Below are 16856 nucleotides of genomic sequence, written 5' to 3' on the forward strand. Positions count from 1 at the left end.
GGCGCGATGATCGCCCACTGCCTGTCCGTCAATGTCCGCCGGCCCAAGATCGCCTCCCGTTTTCGATCTCGAATCAAACCGGAGGCGATTTGGGAATCCCTTAAATGCAGACGCCGCCTAGTGGAAAGGGCACCAATCGCGGGCTTCGCCGCCGCCGCCCGACATCCGTGAGCCCGAGGAGCCAGCAAATGTCGCCGAGATCCGTACCGCGCCAATCTGTTCCGCTGTGCATGTCCTCCAAAAACCAGCCATTCAATTCCATGCCCGCATTTACCGCGGCTTCGACAATCCAGACGAATGGCGGTGCCGAGAGACGGCTCAGGCCGTTTCCTCCCCCGATATCCGTGTGTACGCCCGCGAACCAGCGCTCTTCAAAGGTATTGTCGCCTTCACCGAAGGCCTCCCGCAAATTCTTGAGGTTGTCAAATGTCGAGGGAGGAAACAGTCGACGGGTCTCATCGATCGCGAGGGCATGTCGAAGTGACCGGATCATGCTGGAGGCATGGTGATCGTGAAAATCAATCGAACCCTGTCCGACGAGACGCCGCAGCGTCGGAAGGGCCTTTGGAATACCCATGGCGCTGACGCAGTCCCAGAGCCCGACATACCGGATCGTCAGCAATTCGGCCTCGGGCAGCTTGTTTTCCATTCGCCATTGCTGCTCGAACGGACTCGTGACGCAACGCCGTGAATGCCTGGCGCGAAAGCCCAGGTTCTCCGTGCTGTCCGGGAAGGTTCTCTGGCCTCTCCAGCGAAGGGAAAGGCCATTGTTCACCGCAAGTTTGATTTCATGCAGCTTGTCCCTTTCGACGAGACCCGACGCTCTGAGAACGTCGACCATCCGACGCGCAATGTATGCGCCGCGCGACCAGCCAAAGAAGAAGATTTCACATCCAGCAGAGTAGTTCAGGACGAGATGGCGGTAGGCCTCTTCGACGATATTCTGCATTCCGCTGCCGAGCCCACCGCCAAGGTAGCGATCAATCAAGCGCGCAGTGCGGCCGGTTCCATAGCCCGAACCTACGCCGGGATGATAAAAGACGATCTGGGAGCCGCTGATCCGCGTTCCCGAGCAGAGGCGTAGCACATGACTCGGTTCAGGCGCGTCCGATCCACGCCAGGTTCCGTCGAAGAAGAAAAGAAGTCGTTTCAATATCGCGCGGCCCTCGTCGATGCGTCGGAGATAAGCTCTGAACCGGTCGATTCGACACGTCCCTACTTCAATTTTGGTCCAAGTATGGGCAGGCAATCGGAGCAGAAAGTCATGGGAAATCGTACAGGCAATTGCCGGGGATGGAACCGGCGTCAGACCCTTGCAGGATTGGCCGGCGCAGGCATTGTTGCAGGCCTGCCGCTTGTCGCGACCGAGCACGACAGGATCCTATACGACATCAACAACATGCTGCCGGGGGACTTCACTTGGCACCCCGATCGGTCGCCGGCCGGTGCGGTGGCCATCATAGTCTCGCTGCCGGAGCAACTGGTGCATGTCTACCGGAACGGGATACGTATCGCGGTTTCCACCTGCTCGACTGGGAAGTCGGGGCACGGAACGCCGACGGGGGTCTTCACGATTCTGCAGAAGGACAAGCATCACCGATCCTCCACCTACAACAATGCGCCGATGCCGAACATGAACCGGCTGACCTGGGACGGCGTGGCGCTGCATGCCGGCAACCTGCCGGGATTCCCGGCAAGCGATGGCTGCGTCCGGCTGCCGCTCGAATTTTCCGAGAAGCTCTTCACCGTCACCCATATAGGCACGCCGGTGATTATTGCCGGCGCAAAGAGCGACCCGTGGGAGCTGACCCATCCGGGGCTGGTGCTTGGTGGAAGCGCGGAATCCGAGATGTCCGCCGCGGTGCAGGCGCTCAGCGCCCGGTCGCATCCGTCGGACTGGGACGGTGTGGCCGACTACGCAAGACACCAACCTCTCCGGCCTGCGCCAGGACGCCCGACGGTGTTGTCAGACCGATGAGAACGAGTCTCACGAAAGGCAGGATCGCTGTTCCTTATGCCGCACCAAGCTGACGCCACTCGGCGAGGGCGGCGGCGCGGTTGAGCTTGAAATTCTGTCGGGAGTAGAGGTGGCGTTCCTGGTTGAAATAGTTCGATACGGACGAGTGGACGGCGGCGAACTCTGCAAACTCCGCATCCGCCGGAAGCGTTGCATTGCCCGTTCCCGTCGTCGGAACGGCAGGTGTGAATTCTCTGCGCGATTGTTTGCACAGCGACCGGTTTCCTGCCGGCCCGCGGCACCGATTTCCCTCAGAGCGGCACCATATGAGCGGAGCAAATCGGTCACGAACACATGCGGCCTGCCGTGCAGCTTCATCGTTTTCTTGAGAAATTTCAATGCGGCTTTCTTGTCCCGTGTCTTCGTGACGAAGCTTTCCAGAACCTCGCCCTCGTGATCAACGGCCCGCCAGAGATAGTGCCGTTCGCCATTTACCTTCACGAACATCTCGTCGAGGTGCCATCTCCATCGGCTGGATTGCAGCCTTTCGATCCGGCGCTTGCGGATCTCGGACGCGAACATCGGGCCGAAACGGTGCCACCAGAACCGGACGGTCTCGTGGCTGATTTCGACGCCGCGCTCGTGCAGCAGATCCTCGACGTTGCGTAGCGACAACGGGAACCGAACGTACATCATCACCGCCAGGCGAATGATTTCGGGGCTGCTGTGAAAGCACTTGAACGGGTCAGGTTTTGTCATGAGTGAAAGCTACGAAACCACCCTGCCCGCCTCAACTCAAATCCTTCTGACAAGGCCCTACATTACAATGCGGGAGATTTCGGGGGGCAGGTCACTGCCCCTGACGGCCGGCTTCGAGGGGCCTACCGTCATCTTTCGTGCAGCCCGGCACCCGCATCAATTGCTGGAGCCTCGCGGCGCACTCTCGTCGAGGCGCCGGCGCCAGCGGCTGGATTTCATGCCTGCAATTCTGCGTGTTCGAATCCCAGCGCGGGCATTCGGGCACATCAGTTGCGATGCACCGCCAAGGTTGCAGCTTTGATCCGAATTGTGTTTGATGATTTCATTGCCGACTACTGCCAAGTCTGGAGGGGCTTTTATGTATTCAAGTAAACTTGCAGTATTTCTCGTTGGTTTGTTCTTGAGTGTCACCGTTGCCGTCTCTGCCACCGCCCAGCAACCCGACACCGATACAGCGCCCGTCACCATCGAAAGCTCGCTCGCGGATGCCGAACTCATCGGGGAAGGCGCGGTTTCCGCCTATTCGAAGGCCGGCAAGACCCTGCTGATCTTGCCGAAGGACGCGTTTGAACGGATGTTCCTGTGGTACTCCGAAACCGTCACGGTACCGACGGGCGTCGACAGCCACCTTTGGCTCGGCGGTTCGGTGGTGCGGTTCGAACAGCACGGCGCCTCGGTCTTCATTCGGAACCTGACGGCAAGCCTCGCTAATCGCATCGGCGATCGACAGGCGCCGGAGCCGGGGCAGGAGTCCGGGGCTGAAATCAGCCCGATCGCGATCTCGGTGCGCCGCTCGAACGAGCCGCCTGTCGCCGCCATCCTTCCCGTCATCGCCACCGCGCAGGACGGCCGTGTGCTGGTCGACGTGACCGCGCTCTTCTCGGGCGACATCGATTTCGCGTCGGCCCGGTCGCAGGTTGCCGCGGCGGGGCTCGTGCCAGTGCAGGTTCTGCCGGACGCGTCCTACATCACCAGCGTCCGGGTCTTTCCCGAGAACTTCAACGTCCGGACGCACCTGACATTCGTCGCCAAGGCGAACGACCCGATCGCCCCGCCGCGCAACATCTCAATGCGCATCAGCCATTCGCTCGTCATGCTGCCCGACGAGCCGATGGAGGCGCGCCAGTTCGATCCCAGGGTCGGTTTCTTCCGCACCGGCGCCGGCGTGACCGAAGCAGATTCAGAATTCACCGTTTACGAAGAGTCGGGGCGCCTCGCCCAGGCCCAAAGCCTGATCATGCGCTACCGGCTGGAAAAGAAGGAGCCCGGCGCGGCAGTCAGCGATCCTGTCAAACCGATCGTCTTCTACATCGGCCGCGAGGTGCCCGACCGCTGGCGGCCCTATCTCAAGGCGGCCGTGGAAAGCTGGCAGCCGGTCTTTGAGGCCGCCGGCTTTTCCAACGCCATCGTCGCCCGCGACGCGCCGTCCTTCGCCGACGACCCGGACTGGACACCCGAGGATGTGCGCTACAGCACTGTTCGCTGGCTCGCCCGGCCGACGGAGAACGCCACAGGTCCGCATACTGTCGACCCACGTTCGGGCGAAATCCTGTCGTCGCATGTCGAGGTCTGGCCGGGGGTCATCACGATCTTCAGCCGCTACTACTATGGCGTTCATGCATCGCTCGACAGCAATGTCACGTCGCTCCCGCTCAGCGAGGATTATCAGGGACGCCTGCTTCAATACGCCGTCGCTCACGAAGTGGGCCATGCCATCGGTCTGAGGCATAACCACCTTGCCTCGACTGTCTACTCGGTGGATCAGCTGCGCGACCCGGCATTCGCCAATGCGCTTTCCGGTGCCACGACCTCGCTGATGTCTTACGGGCGTTGGAACCAGGCCGCGCAACCTGGTGACGGGATAACGAAGTTCATGCCAGATCCGGGCCCCTATGATTTCTTTGCCGTCAAATGGGGTTACGGCGAATTCGCCGGCCCCGACGCGCTTGCGGCCTTCACCGACGAAGCGCAGAAGGACCGCCGGCTGCTCTGGGCTGCGGGGGAACTCGGCGGCGAGCTTGAACTCTGGAGTGCCGATCCCCGTGTCCTGATGGAAAGCACGGGTTCGGACCGCGTTGAGGCGACCCGCCTCGGCGTGGCCAATTTCATCCGCTCCGTCGAACGGCTGTCCGATGCGACGAGGGACGACGATGCCGATCTGGCGGGCGCCTACAGCGCGATCCAGAACTTCCACATGCGGTTCCTGAGATCGGTGACGAAGCTCATCGGCGGTGTCGAAGCCTATCCCTGGGCCACGGAAGGACCGCACAAGAAACTCGTCCCCGCCGATCAGCAGCGCGCGGCCATTCAGTATCTCATGGGCGAAGGCGCGCGAAGCCTGAACGTCTACCTGACGCCCGAGCTTGTCGACCGGGTCGCCGTATTCGGCGGCACCGAGGCCATCGCGGACCTGCAGGCATCGCTGGTGGACGAGCTGTTCGAAGTGCTGCCGAACTCGAAATTTCCCGCGGGCATCAAGAAGCTGCCCCTGCTGCAGAACCAGAAGGCCGCCGATCCCGATGCCTACGGACCTCTCGATTTCGCCAGCGACAGCTACGATGCCATATGGGGCGATCTCGAAACGGCTCCGAACTGGCGGCGCAGCCTGCAGCGCGCCTATCTCGACCGCTTGGCCGCGATCCTCGCGGAGGAGAAGGCGATGGACCGGGCCCAAAGGATGAAGCTCCGGCGGGAGTTGGCCGGCGGCTCCGGCCTGAGCTATCCTTTCGCCGCCAGCCTCACCGCGTCGAACGGCGAGACCGTGTTCCCCGCCTGGGCACGCGAGATGCTGCCCAAACTTGCCGAGCGGCTCGACGTCGCGGCAGCCCGCGCGGTCAGCTCGGACGACCGGTATCACTTCCTGTCCATGGCGACCCGCGCACGGCAAGTGGTTCAGTGAAGGCTGGCGGCAACAGCATGGAACGAGCGACCGATTTCGATGGAGGTGTCAGACGAATCCGAACCCGTCTCCGAATGGACAGTGAGCCTGTCCCTTACTCCGCACCTAGCTGACGCCGCTCGGCGAGAGCAGCGGTTCAGTTCTTCTTGAAATTCTGTCGTGAGCAGAGATGGCGTTCCAGGTTGAAGTGGTTCGATACGCATGACTGGACGGCGGCGAACATCTGCAAACTCCGCATGCCCCGGAAGCGCCGCATCGCCCGCTCCCGTCGTCGGAACGGCGGGTGCGAATTCTCTGCGCGATTGTTTGCACAGCGACCGGTTTCCTGCAGGTCTGTTGCACCAATTTCGCTCAGAGCGGCGCCGTAGGATCGAAGCAAGTCGGTAGTGATCGCCTCGGGACGGCCGTAGCCCCGCATCGTTTTCTTCAGGAATTTCAATGCGGTTTTCTTGTCCTGCGTCTTCGTCACGAAGCTTCCCAAGACCCCGCCCTCATGATCCACGGCCCGTCAGAAGTAGCGCCGTTCGCCGTTGATCTTCACGAACATCTCGTCGAGATGCCAGCACCATCGGCTGGATTTCATCCCTTCTATCCGGCGCTTTCGGATTTCGGCGGCGAACATCGGCCCGAACCTGTGCCACCAAAATCGAACGGCTTCATGGCTCACATCGATGCTGCGCTCGTGCAGCAGATCTTCCACGTACCGAAGCGACAGCGGGAACCGGATATACAGCATGACCGCCAGTCCGATGATCTCCGGGCTGGTCTTGAAATAGCGAAACCGGGATCATTTGGTCATGCCGAGAGGCTACGAAACCACCCTGCCCGCCTCACGCTGGTTTCCTTTGACAGTGCCGTCGCGCTTCCTCATGCCAGGACGTTATCCAGCCCCCTGCCCCGCCGCAAGCCGGACTGCTCTGACATTGCCGTCTGGAGCGGTCCCTCCAAGAAACGTCATGGCTGGACATCGGCGTCCAGTGGCCAGATCGGGCGCCTCACGTTCACATAGGGCCGCTTGCTCATCTGCGGTGTGGACAATGCACCGCTGTCGCAGACGATCACCTCTCCGGCGATCGGTTCGAATGCCGCGCGGAAGTGCTGCATCGATTTCAGCGCCACCGTGGATTTCCGCTCCGGTTCGATGCCGAAAGCCTTGAACTGCTGGAGGTCCAGCATCTGGCCACGCTCGGTAACGACCAGGATGTCGATCCCCCGCACCCGCAGGACCGCCGTCGGACCAAAGCTGAAGGGCAGCCCGCCCAGCATCGGCCCGTCGCCGGTCAACCGCCCATCCGAGATGTGCCGGATCTCTCCGGTCACCTCGATCGGGCCGCCGCCGAAGTCCGGGTCGTTCTTGCCTCCCAGGGCAAGCCTCACCTCATCGCCGACCTGGCCGCTACACAGCGCCGCGGCGGCCTCCGGGTCGATCATCGGGGCAAAGGTGGCATTCTCCAGCCCGGCCTTCAGCATCGCGGCCAGCAGGTTCGTGGCATCGCCATAGGCCCCCGAGCCGGGATTGTCGGCATAATCCGCAATCACCAGCGGCCCCTTGTCCGACCGGTAGCTCAGCGCGTGGCGGCAGGCGTCATCCACACTCAGGAAATCGTTGGCCAGGCTGTCACGGGCGTGCCAGATGCCATCGGCCAGCCTCTCGGCGATCTCACGGGCGCGGCCCTCGGCGCCATCGGTGCCGGTATCATATGTCACGAGAACGGTCGGTCCCATGTGAAAGATATCCGCATCGCTGAAGCCCGCATTCAGCGAGACTGCATGAATGCCCGGTTCGGACTCATGTGCCAGCGCATCGGCATAGAGCGGCACCAGCGGGCCGGTATCGGTGCGGCCCCCGTTGGGGTCGTCCAGCATCGGCCGATGCGCGCGCAGGGTCTTGGGGCGGGTTTCGCCCGCCATCGCCGCCTCCAGCAGCTGCCCGGCCTGCACCCCCCGCTCACGCAGGTCGATATGCGGATAGGTCTTGTAGGAAACGATGATATCGGCCAGCTCCGCCATCTGCGGCGTGACGTTGGCGTGCAGGTCCAGCGTCATCGCGACAGGGATGTCCGGCCCGACCACGTCCCGCAGGCGTCGCAGCAATTCGCCCTCGCCGTCCTCGCAGAATTCGGTGACCATGGCACCGTGCAGCGCCAGGAGGATCCCGTCGAGGTTGTCTTTCTGCGCCAGAGCCGCGGCGCAGATCTTGCCTGCGACATGATCGAACGCCTGCCGCGACACCTTCGAGCCCGGCTCGGCATAGGCCGAAATCACATGCCGCATGTCCCAGCCGGCCTCCTCTGCGACATCGGCAAAACCGGAAATGCCGGTATTGCTGTTGCACAGGGTCTTCAACGCCACCTCGCCCTCCAGCAGAACGTCGATCTCGAAGGCGTGAAGATCGGTCACCCCCTTCTTGAAGGTATTGCTTTCATGGATGAACTCGGCGGTGAGAACGCGGTGGGGCATGGGTGTTCCTTCACAGGGGGTAAAAACAGGCGACGGGATGCTCTCCGTCGGACAATTGCGGCACCGTCACGCGGCACCGTTCGGTGACTTTGGGGCAGCGGCCAGCAAAGGCGCAGCCCTTCGGAAGATCGAAGGCGCTGGGCACCTCGTCGGTCAGCTCGGAGAGCTGCTTGCGTTCTGCCGGGTCGGGCGCGAAGGTGCTGGCCAGCAGGGTCGCGGTATAGGGATGGCGCGGCGCCGCCTGCGGATCGGGCAATTCCTCGACCACCGCACCCAGGTACATGACGACGATCCGGGTGCAGAAATACCGCACCAGCCCCAGGTCGTGACTTATGAACAGATAGGTCAGGCCCAGGTCGGCCTGCAAACCCTGGATCAGCGCGATAATCTGCGCCTGGATGGAGACGTCGAGCGAAGCGGTGGGCTCGTCCAGGACGACGAAATCGGGGTTCAGCGCCAGCGCCCGCGCGATTCCCACCCTCTGACGCTGGCCGCCCGACAACTGATGTGGATAGCTGTCGGCCATGGACGCGGGAAGCCCGACCTTGGACAGAAGTTCCGCGATCCGGCCGGCGGGCACGGGAAGCCCCTGCACCGCGAAGGGCTCGGCCACGGCGTCCGCAATGCGGTAGCGCGGATCGAGCGAGGAATAGGGATCCTGAAACACCATCGTCATCCGCTGCCGCATCCGGCGCAGCTCGCGGGCCCGCAAACCGGTCAGGTCGGCCCCGTCAAAAGAGACCGAGCCGCCGGAAGGTTCCAGCAGGCAGAGCGCAAGACGGGCCAGCGTGGACTTGCCGCAACCGCTTTCCCCGACCACGCCGACGACCTCGCCGCGCGCAATCGACAGCGACACGTCCCGCACCGCCAACATGCTGCGCGGCTTTTTCAGAAACCCGTTCGGCGTTTCGAACCGCTTCGAGAGGTTTTGCAGTCTGAGCAGCGGATCAGGCATTTTCGATCCCAGGCAATGGATAATGGCAGGCCACCGCGCCGCCCGCATCCAGCGATCGCAGCTCCGGTACGATATCAGAGCAACCGGCACCGGCATTGGTGCAGCGCGGATGAAATCTACAGCCGGTCGGATAGGAGGCCACCGAGGGCACCGCGCCGGGAATGCCGACCAGCGAACCCGGGGCCATGCCCTCGCGCGGGATACAGCCGATCAGCGCCGCGCTGTACGGATGCGCCGGCCGACCGAACAGCGCGTTCACCTGCCGCTGCTCGGCCAGCCGGCCGGCATACAGCACCACGACCTTGTCGCAGGCCTGCGCCACCACGCCCATGTCATGCGTAATCAGGACCAGCGCCAGACCGCGTTCGCGCACCAGCGTCGTCAGGATCTGGATGATCTGCGCCTGCACGGTGACATCCAGCGCGGTCGTGGGTTCATCCGCGATGATCAGTTCGGGATCGCCCGACAGGGCCATCGCGATCACGATGCGCTGTTTCATGCCCCCAGACAGCTGATGCGGATAGGCATTGCAGATCGTGTCGGCCTGCGGGATCCGCAATTGCGTCAATAGCTCGACCGTGCGCGCCCGCGCTGCCTTGCGGCCCAGCCCCAGGTGGGTGCGCGACACGAAATCGACCTGATCCCCGATGCGCTGCACCGGATCGAGCGCGGTCATCGGGTTCTGCGTGACAAAGGCGATCTTCCTTCCGCGCAACGCGCGCAGCTGCGACCTTGACATCGGCACCATGTCGGCGCCGTCAAAGAGCAGGCGGCCGGTCGGTATCCGCCCGCCGATCAGCGGCAGCAGCCCGGCCAGCGCCAGCGCCGTCAGCGATTTGCCCGACCCGCTTTCCCCGACCAGCCCCAGGATCTCGCCCTTATCGAGATCGAAGTTCACGCCTTCGAGGGGAGTGATCGACCCGATTTGCACCGACAGGTTTTCGACGCGCAGCAGCATCACGCCTCCCGCAATCCGGCGCGGACATCCAGGGCCCGGACCAGGGCATCGCCAAAAAGGTTGATTGCAAAGACGGTCACCGCAACCGCGACACCGGGCAGGATGATGATCCAGGGCGCCTTGAACAGTTGCGCCGTGCCCGAAGACATCAGCGCACCCCAACTGGGCGTCGGCGGCTGCGCACCCAGGCCGAAAAAGCCCAGCGTCGCCTCCAGGATGATGGCATCGCCGGTGGCCAGCATGGCCGCCACGATCACCGGCGTCAGCGCATTGGGCAACAGGTGCCTGAACAGGATATAACCGTGGCCGGCGCCCAGCGACCGCGAAGCCTCGACGAAGGTTTCGGACTTGATCGCCATGATCTGCGCGCGTGTCAGCCGGGTAAACTGGGCCAGATAGGCGACACCGATGGCGATCATCGTTCCCGTGACACCCGGCCCCATGATGGCGACAAGGATCAGCGCCACCAGGATCTCGGGAAACGACCATGTCAAATCGACCGCGACGGTCACCGCCCGGTCGAACCAGCCGCCGAAAAATCCCGCCGCCGCGCCAAGGCACATGCCGCAGAACACGGATATTCCGATCGCGACGCTCGAAACGCTGAGCGAGGTTCGGGCGCCGTACATGATGCGGGTCAGCAGGTCGCGGCCGAATTCGTCCGTACCCAGCCAATGCGCGGCGCTTGGAGGGGCAAAGGCGTTCGGCAGGTTCTGGATGTCGTAGTCGTAGGGCGTCAGGTAGGGCGCAAAGATCGCGACAAACACGACGAGGAACAGCCAGCCGCCGGCGATGACGCCCTTGGGCGTGGCCAGCGCGCGCGCGATCGCGCCGCTGCGGGTATCGAATGTGCCGACCTTCATCCCAGCGCGGCCCGAATACGCGGATCCATCGCCGCCTGTATGACATCGCCGATCAGCGTGCCCAGCATGACCGCCATGGCGAGGATCAGCAGACAGGCCTGCACCACCGGATAATCATGCTGGTTCAGCGATTTGATCAGCAGCGTGCCCAACCCCGGCCGGGCGAAGACGACCTCGACCGTCACCGCACCGCCGAGAATCCACCCGATGCGCAGCGACAGGATCGTGACGACCGGGATCAGCGCATGGCGCAGGACATGGCGCAGGTTGATACGGAGCGGCCGCATCCCCTTGGCGTGCAGCAGCATTACGAAATCGCGCTGTGCCGCCTCGATCATCGCGACCCGCGTGACCCGCGCCACGAGCGCGGTCCCGCCCAACCCGACGGTCACCACCGGCAAGACCAGCGCCGACCATGTGCGCGCTCCCGAAACCGGGAACATGCCCAACCAGACCGAGAACACCAGGATCAGCAGCAGGCCCAGCCAGAAGCCCGGCATCGTCGATCCCAGCAGAACGCCGCCCATGATCGCCTGGTCCGCAAACTTGTCGCGGTTGAGAGCCGCTATCACTCCCAGCACAATGCCGAAAGTGGTCGAAAACGCCAGCGCGCACAGGCCCAGCGTCAGGGAATGCGGCAGCGCCTGTGCAATCAGGTCCGCCACGGGGCGCCGCGCGACGATGGCGGTGCCCAGATCGCCTTGCAGCACGCCGCTCAGCCAGATCCAGTATTGCACCACCAGAGGTTTGTCCAAGCCATACCGCGCGGTTATGATCTCGCGCTGTTCCGGACCCGACCCGATCTTGAGCAGGTTGTCGATCGGGTCGCCCGGAATCAGATGGATGATCGAAAAGATCACCACCGACACCGCCAGAAAGACGGGGACCAGCAGCAACAGCCGTCTGAATATATAGCCCAGCATTCTCTGCCCCCAGCCCCGCCGTCGGCTATTCGGCCGGCGCCATGTCGATCAACACGGTCGAGTTGATGTCCGGCGCGTTGATGCTGTCCGGCAGGCTGACCCGCGTCGTGTTGTAGCCGAGACCAATCACCGGCTGATAGATCGGCGAAACCGGGAATTGCGACAGGACGTACTCATGGTAGGCCGTGAAATTCGCCACCCGCTCGGCCGAGCTTTTCGATCCGGTCATGGCCGCCGCACGCAATTCCTCTGCCTTGGGATCCACGAACATCGAGATGTTCGGGTAGCCCAACCGGTCGGCGCCAAAGAACCAGTCCACGATATCGGCATTGTCCCAGATGTAGGACCGCACCGCCATCTGCTGTTCGCCGGACTTGTACTGGTCGCGGATCATGGCGCTGTCGAACGTGGATATCTGGCCGCTGATCCCGACGGCCTTCAGCTGCGCCTGCACCACCTCGGTCAACCTGCGGAACGTGCTGTCGCTCTGCGTCCAAAGCGCCACTTCCAGCGGCTTGCCATCCTTCATGCGCACGCCGTCCGGGCCCATTTTCCAGCCCGCCTCCTCCAGCAGGGCATTCGCCTTGTCAGGGTCGTAGGAAATACGGTGTTCGTCGGCGATCTTGGCCTCGGGCAGCGCGGAGATCAGGAAAGTGTCCGCCGCCAGCCCGACGCCGTTGTAGATATTGTCGAGAATTTCCTGTTGGTTGATTGCAAGCGCGGCGGCCTGCCGGACATTGATGTCCGTGAACGGCTCCTTGGTCACGTTCATCACCATATAGGTCAGCTCGCGGCCCTGGATCGTCAGCAGCTTGAGATCGTCTTCCTGTTTCACCTCGGGCAGGAAGTCGGACGGGACCGATAGCAGCACATCCACCCCACCTGTCCGCAGTTCCAGGTAGGCGGTGGAATCCTCGGCGATCTCGCGGAAGGTCAGCCGCTCGAACTTGGCCGGGCCGGTGTTTTCCGCCAGCGGGGTGCCCCAGGTGTAATCTTCGTTGCGCACCAGCACGGTTTCCAGGCCGATGTCGAAGCTTTCCATCCGGTAGGGACCGGTGCCGACCGCTTCGGTGACGCCGAAATCATCGCCCAGAGCGACGAAAGCCTTGGGTTCGGGCACGCCCATGAACGCGCTGGCCAGGTTGTAGAGCATGTTCGGATCGGGATGTTTCATCACGAACCTGACGGTGTGCTCGTCGAGCTTCTCGACCTTTTCGATCGCGGCGACGAGATAGGCATTCTCGCTTCCCTCAAACAGCGGGATCCAGTCCACGATGGTCTGCGCGTTGAACGGCTCTCCGTTATGGAAGGTCACGCCCTGCTTGAGCTTGAAAGTCCAGGCCATGCCATCCTCGGCCTCCTCCCAGCTTTCGGCCAGATGCGGATGATACCCGCGCTCGGCGTCCTGGGCGACAAGACGGTCATAGATCATACTGTTGGCGGTGTTCAGCAATGTCCCCTTGATCGGGTTGTACATCGGCTGGCCAACCTCGTTCGATGCCAGTACGATCACCGCCTCTTGGGCAAAAACGGACGGCGCCATGGAAACCATGGCCGCCAGCGAAACGCCGGTGGCCAATAGACAGCCCCTGATTGATCTGTTCATGTTTGTTTCTCCTGTTGGATATTCATTCGTTCTTTTCATCTTGCCCGCGACTCCGGCACGCTGCCGCTATGCCCGACAAAACTGTTGTAACCCGCCGATACTGCCGCCATGCGTTGTTCCACATCGGCACCCAGTTCGTTGAACACGCCGTTCACCAACAGGCTGATCAGGCTGGCCATCGCTGCGGTGTTGTCCCAGAACAGGTTCAGATCGGTCGGGACCGCGAACATGTCATCCGCCAGTTCCGCGCCCCAATCGCAATAGGGGTCGGTGATCAGGGTCACCTTCACACCCCGGTCGCGTGCCGCGCGGGCCAGTTTCTCGGCCATGCGCGAATACTTGCGCCCGTCGATCAGCACCAGGCAAGCGGATTTGGGCTCACTTTGCAACAGTTCGGCGAAGGTGCCCCCCGCCTGATCGGTCAGCCAGACCCCCGGACGCAGGTATTGCAGACCGTGAGCCAGATAGGCTGCATGGCCGCGCTCGGTCTGGAACCCGGCGACAAAGACATGCGGACATTGCGCCAGACGCTTGACCACGCGGGCGAACTGCGTCCCGGCGGCCATTTCATAGACCGCCACCAGAGCTGCGATTTCCAGTTCCAGGGCGCGGGTCAGTTCGGCACCGCCCTTGCGCGACCTGGCGTGAAAGTCACGAAGCCGGTCTCCGATCAGCCAGGCGCTTTCTCCGAAATCCGCCTGCAACCGCGCCTTGAGCCCCTTGAAACTGTCCAATCCGATGCTGCGGCAGTAGCGACCTATACTGGCTTCGGAAACGCCGATCTTCTGCGCCAGGGTGGCCGCCGTCTCGAACGGGAGCGTCTTGAAGTTGGTCAGAAGGTAGCGCGCGATCGCCTTTTCGCCCTTGGTTGCGCCCTCGACGCTGGCCCCGATCAACTGGCGCAATCCGACACTGTCGTAGTCCTGATTCCTCAACCCTCTGCCCCCGGAATGCGCGGCATGTTCGCCGCCACGATGACAGTAAAATTGCAAAATGCCGATCTTGCAAGAAATATTTCTTCGACATAGGCTTGGCAAATCGCATTACCCAAATGGTTCCGACATGCCCGACACCCATAGCGACACCCGCCCGCCCCTGACCATTGACAGCGCCGAATTGCGGCTGGTTCGCCTGCCCCTGCTGACCCCTTTCGTAATCTCGACGGGCACGATGTATGAAAGGGTCTTTCCGCTGTTGATCCTGCGGTCGGGGGCGCATGAAGGTTATGCCGAAGGCGTCATGGATCCCTTTCCCGACTATCTTGGCGAGACCATCCCGGCGGCGATGGCACTGTTGCGCGAATTGTTCCTGCCGATGATCGTCGGGAAAAGCTTCGCGAACCCTGCCGCGCTGCAAGATCTGCTGACGCCCTGGCGCGGCCACCAGATGACCAAGGCTACGGTCGAAATGGCGTTCCGGGATCTGTGGGCCAAATCGCTGAACCTGCCGCTGGGTACGCTGCTGGGCGGGTCGGGTGACAGCGTGGAGGTTGGGGTGTCGCTGGGGATCGGCAGCATCGACGATACCGTCAAACGCGTGGCCGAACACCACGCGCAAGGCTACAAGCGCATCAAGCTGAAGACCCGGCCGGGCCATGACGTTGACCTAGTCGCGGCCGTCCGGGAGGCTTTTCCCGATATCCGGCTCAGCGTCGATGCCAATGCCTGCTATTCGCTGGCCGATACGCCGATGCTGCGGAAACTGGACGCATTCGACCTCGACTACATCGAACAGCCCCTGGCCTGGGACGACATCCAGGACCACGCCACGCTGCAAAAGCGCATCCGCACGCCGATCTGCCTGGACGAATGCATCAACTCGGTTCAAGCCTGCCGACAGGCGCTGCAAGCGGATGCAGCACGTGTCATCAACGTCAAGGTGGCCCGGTCGGGCGGCTATGGCGCGGCCTTGCGGATCCATGACCTCTGTGCCGCCTTCGACGTGCCGGTCTGGTGCGGCGGGATGCTGGAGTCCGGCATCGGCCGGGCGCATAACATCCACCTGTCGACGCTGCCCAACTTCAGCAAGCCCGGCGACACCTCCAGCGCCAGCCGCTATTTCGCGCGCGACATCATCCGCGAAAAGCTGGAAACCCGGGACGGGCGCATGCCGGTCCCCCGGGGCGCCGGGATCGGGGTCCATCTGGATCACGATTTCCTGCCCGAAGCGACAATCTCGACCGAGGCGTTCGCGCCATGACGGTCCCGATCATCCGCGACCTTTCCGGAATGGCCGAATTCAGCATGGCCGAGGCGCTGCAACGCGCGGTCTGGGGAGAAGACGACCTGGCTGACCCCTATGACCTGATGATGGTCATCCAGCAAGAGGGCGGGTTTGCGGCGGGGGCCTTTCTGGATGACGCGTTGATTGGCTATGCGTTCGGGTTTCCGACCCGGGAACCTCACATCCAACATTCGCACCGCCTGGCCGTGTTGCCACGGGCGCAGGGGATGGGGCTGGGGGCAAGGCTGAAATGGTATCAGCGCGACTGGTGCCTTGAACGCGGCATCACCCATGTCCGCTGGACGTTCGATCCCCTGCGCGCGCGCAACGCGGCTCTGAACATCGGCAGGCTGGGTGCCGTGGTCACAACCTATTATCCGGATTACTACGGCAAGATGGTCGGGATCAACGCCGGCACGCCTTCGGACAGGCTGCTGGCGGACTGGTATCTCGACGCGCCCCATGTCGTGGACCGCGCTGCCGGAATGCGACAAATGCCGACATCCGAAGAACGCTACATCGCGATCCCGAAGGACTTTGCCGCATTGCTGGCCAACGACCCCGGGATGGCGATGTCTGAACGTCTGCGGGTGCGTTCGGAAATCCGTGATGCACTAGCCGAAGGGCTAGCACTTACCGGCTTTCGGAGCGAGCTCGAAAGTTATGTGCTGACACCTGCAACGGAACCACCGGCGCAGCAGAGGGGCCTTGCTTCACAAATCGACTGAGGGATTCACCGCATGTATCCAGCATGAGAGCCGGGAGGCATGAGCAGTCGGACCCCCACGAAGCACAAGACCACGAACGGGTCGGCTTGCAATGAAGCGATGAAGCGGCGCGGATCAGCGATGTGATTTTCCCGGTACTGAAATACGATGTCTTCGGCAATGGCGCCGTTGGTGGTCGAAAAGCACCCCCTGCCCCAAAACCGACATCCCCAATAGTGCTTGCGGATGGCAGGAAGCTCGCGCTGCACCTTGAATGACGAACGGCCCTTCATCTTGCGCACAGATCGCTGATCGCCATCTTCGGCGGCACCGGCACGAGCATGTGCGCGTGGTCGCTCGACAGCACCCCGCGCAAGATGTCGATCTCGTTCTCGCGACAGACCTGACGGCAGATGTCGCGCACGCGCAACCGCAAGCCTCCGGTCAGAACCTTGTAACGATTCTTCCACGCCAAAGCGGGTCCGACTGAAAGTCGGAGAGTTTGGACCAAAGAGTGGATACGAAACGACGATCCCTTTCAAAAGC

12 protein-coding genes and 3 pseudogenes are annotated in these 16856 nt (G+C 62.7%); 4 read left to right on the plus strand and 11 right to left on the minus strand.

Going from position 1 to position 16856, the window contains the following annotated elements; translation table 11 throughout:
* Positions 1 to 100: 100 nt before the first annotated feature.
* Entirely contained in the window at positions 101 to 1153 is a 1053-nt protein-coding gene (locus QO034_RS19315) for a phospholipase effector Tle1 domain-containing protein (protein WP_284487177.1), read from the minus strand.
* Between QO034_RS19315 and QO034_RS19320 the strand changes: the two genes are divergently transcribed.
* Positions 1088 to 1978 (plus strand): L,D-transpeptidase family protein, encoded by an 891-nt coding sequence (locus tag QO034_RS19320; RefSeq protein ID WP_284487178.1) that lies wholly within the window; start codon positions 1088 to 1090, stop codon positions 1976 to 1978. The two genes, QO034_RS19315 and QO034_RS19320, sit on opposite strands and share 66 nt — an antisense overlap.
* A 34-nt stretch (positions 1979 to 2012) precedes the next feature.
* Here QO034_RS19320 and QO034_RS19325 read toward each other — a convergent pair.
* Positions 2013 to 2716 (minus strand): annotated as a pseudogene (locus QO034_RS19325) (IS6 family transposase).
* A 400-nt stretch (positions 2717 to 3116) separates the two neighbouring features.
* On the opposite strand from QO034_RS19325, the gene QO034_RS19330 reads away from it, so the two are divergent.
* The gene (locus QO034_RS19330) at positions 3117 to 5615 is read left to right on the plus strand and encodes a zinc-dependent metalloprotease (RefSeq protein ID WP_284487179.1); all 2499 of its coding nucleotides are present in this window, start codon (positions 3117 to 3119) and stop codon (positions 5613 to 5615) included.
* Positions 5616 to 5751: 136 nt separating this feature from the next.
* On the opposite strand, the pseudogene QO034_RS19335 reads toward QO034_RS19330, so the two are convergent.
* The 8 genes and pseudogenes from QO034_RS19335 to QO034_RS19370 form a co-directional block, all read right to left on the minus strand.
* Positions 5752 to 6351: pseudogene (locus tag QO034_RS19335) on the minus strand (IS6 family transposase).
* A 218-nt stretch (positions 6352 to 6569) separates the two neighbouring features.
* The gene (locus QO034_RS19340) at positions 6570 to 8075 is read right to left on the minus strand and encodes a M81 family metallopeptidase (RefSeq protein ID WP_284487180.1); all 1506 of its coding nucleotides are present in this window, start codon (positions 8073 to 8075) and stop codon (positions 6570 to 6572) included.
* Between the two features lie 10 nt (positions 8076 to 8085).
* On the minus strand, positions 8086 to 9030 hold the full coding sequence (locus QO034_RS19345; RefSeq protein WP_284487181.1) for an ABC transporter ATP-binding protein: 945 nt from the start codon (positions 9028 to 9030) through the stop codon (positions 8086 to 8088).
* The gene (locus QO034_RS19350; protein ID WP_284487182.1) at positions 9023 to 9988 is read right to left on the minus strand and encodes an ABC transporter ATP-binding protein; all 966 of its coding nucleotides are present in this window, start codon (positions 9986 to 9988) and stop codon (positions 9023 to 9025) included. The genes QO034_RS19345 and QO034_RS19350 overlap by 8 nt, the downstream gene beginning before the upstream one ends.
* The gene (locus QO034_RS19355; protein ID WP_284487183.1) at positions 9988 to 10851 is read right to left on the minus strand and encodes an ABC transporter permease; all 864 of its coding nucleotides are present in this window, start codon (positions 10849 to 10851) and stop codon (positions 9988 to 9990) included. Before QO034_RS19355 ends, QO034_RS19350 begins: the two co-directional genes overlap by 1 nt.
* Positions 10848 to 11774 carry an ABC transporter permease gene (locus QO034_RS19360; RefSeq protein WP_284487184.1) on the minus strand — a complete coding sequence of 309 codons (927 nt, stop codon included), beginning with the start codon at positions 11772 to 11774 and terminating at the stop codon, positions 10848 to 10850. Before QO034_RS19360 ends, QO034_RS19355 begins: the two co-directional genes overlap by 4 nt.
* 25 nt (positions 11775 to 11799) lie before the next feature.
* On the minus strand, positions 11800 to 13380 hold the full coding sequence (locus QO034_RS19365; RefSeq protein ID WP_284487185.1) for an ABC transporter substrate-binding protein: 1581 nt from the start codon (positions 13378 to 13380) through the stop codon (positions 11800 to 11802).
* Positions 13381 to 13415: 35 nt separating this feature from the next.
* A complete protein-coding gene (locus QO034_RS19370) occupies positions 13416 to 14315 on the minus strand; it encodes a MurR/RpiR family transcriptional regulator (RefSeq protein ID WP_284487186.1) in 900 nt (299 codons plus the stop codon).
* Between the two features lie 127 nt (positions 14316 to 14442).
* Between QO034_RS19370 and menC the strand changes: the two genes are divergently transcribed.
* A complete protein-coding gene (menC, locus tag QO034_RS19375; protein ID WP_284487187.1) occupies positions 14443 to 15579 on the plus strand; it encodes an o-succinylbenzoate synthase in 1137 nt (378 codons plus the stop codon).
* Entirely contained in the window at positions 15576 to 16331 is a 756-nt protein-coding gene (locus tag QO034_RS19380; protein ID WP_284487188.1) for a GNAT family N-acetyltransferase, read from the plus strand. Before menC ends, QO034_RS19380 begins: the two co-directional genes overlap by 4 nt.
* Before the next feature lie 110 nt (positions 16332 to 16441).
* Here QO034_RS19380 and tnpA read toward each other — a convergent pair.
* Positions 16442 to 16830, minus strand: a pseudogene (tnpA, locus tag QO034_RS19385) (IS200/IS605 family transposase); the annotation flags it as partial.
* Positions 16831 to 16856: the final 26 nt, after the last annotated feature.

Origin of the sequence: Sedimentitalea xiamensis, from assembly GCF_030164465.1 — a bacterium.
Classification (GTDB): Bacteria; Pseudomonadota; Alphaproteobacteria; order Rhodobacterales; family Rhodobacteraceae; genus Sedimentitalea; species Sedimentitalea xiamensis.

Coding starts and splice junctions, on each gene's coding strand:
- QO034_RS19320 (WP_284487178.1), top strand. CDS start 1,088: ATGACTCGGTTCAGGCGCGTCCGATCCACGCCAGGTTCCGTCGAAGAA.
- QO034_RS19340 (WP_284487180.1), bottom strand. CDS start 8,075: ATGCCCCACCGCGTTCTCACCGCCGAGTTCATCCATGAAAGCAATACC.
- QO034_RS19345 (WP_284487181.1), bottom strand. CDS start 9,030: ATGCCTGATCCGCTGCTCAGACTGCAAAACCTCTCGAAGCGGTTCGAA.
- QO034_RS19350 (WP_284487182.1), bottom strand. CDS start 9,988: ATGCTGCTGCGCGTCGAAAACCTGTCGGTGCAAATCGGGTCGATCACT.
- QO034_RS19355 (WP_284487183.1), bottom strand. CDS start 10,851: ATGAAGGTCGGCACATTCGATACCCGCAGCGGCGCGATCGCGCGCGCG.
- QO034_RS19360 (WP_284487184.1), bottom strand. CDS start 11,774: ATGCTGGGCTATATATTCAGACGGCTGTTGCTGCTGGTCCCCGTCTTT.
- QO034_RS19365 (WP_284487185.1), bottom strand. CDS start 13,380: ATGAACAGATCAATCAGGGGCTGTCTATTGGCCACCGGCGTTTCGCTG.
- menC (WP_284487187.1), top strand. CDS start 14,443: ATGCCCGACACCCATAGCGACACCCGCCCGCCCCTGACCATTGACAGC.
- QO034_RS19380 (WP_284487188.1), top strand. CDS start 15,576: ATGACGGTCCCGATCATCCGCGACCTTTCCGGAATGGCCGAATTCAGC.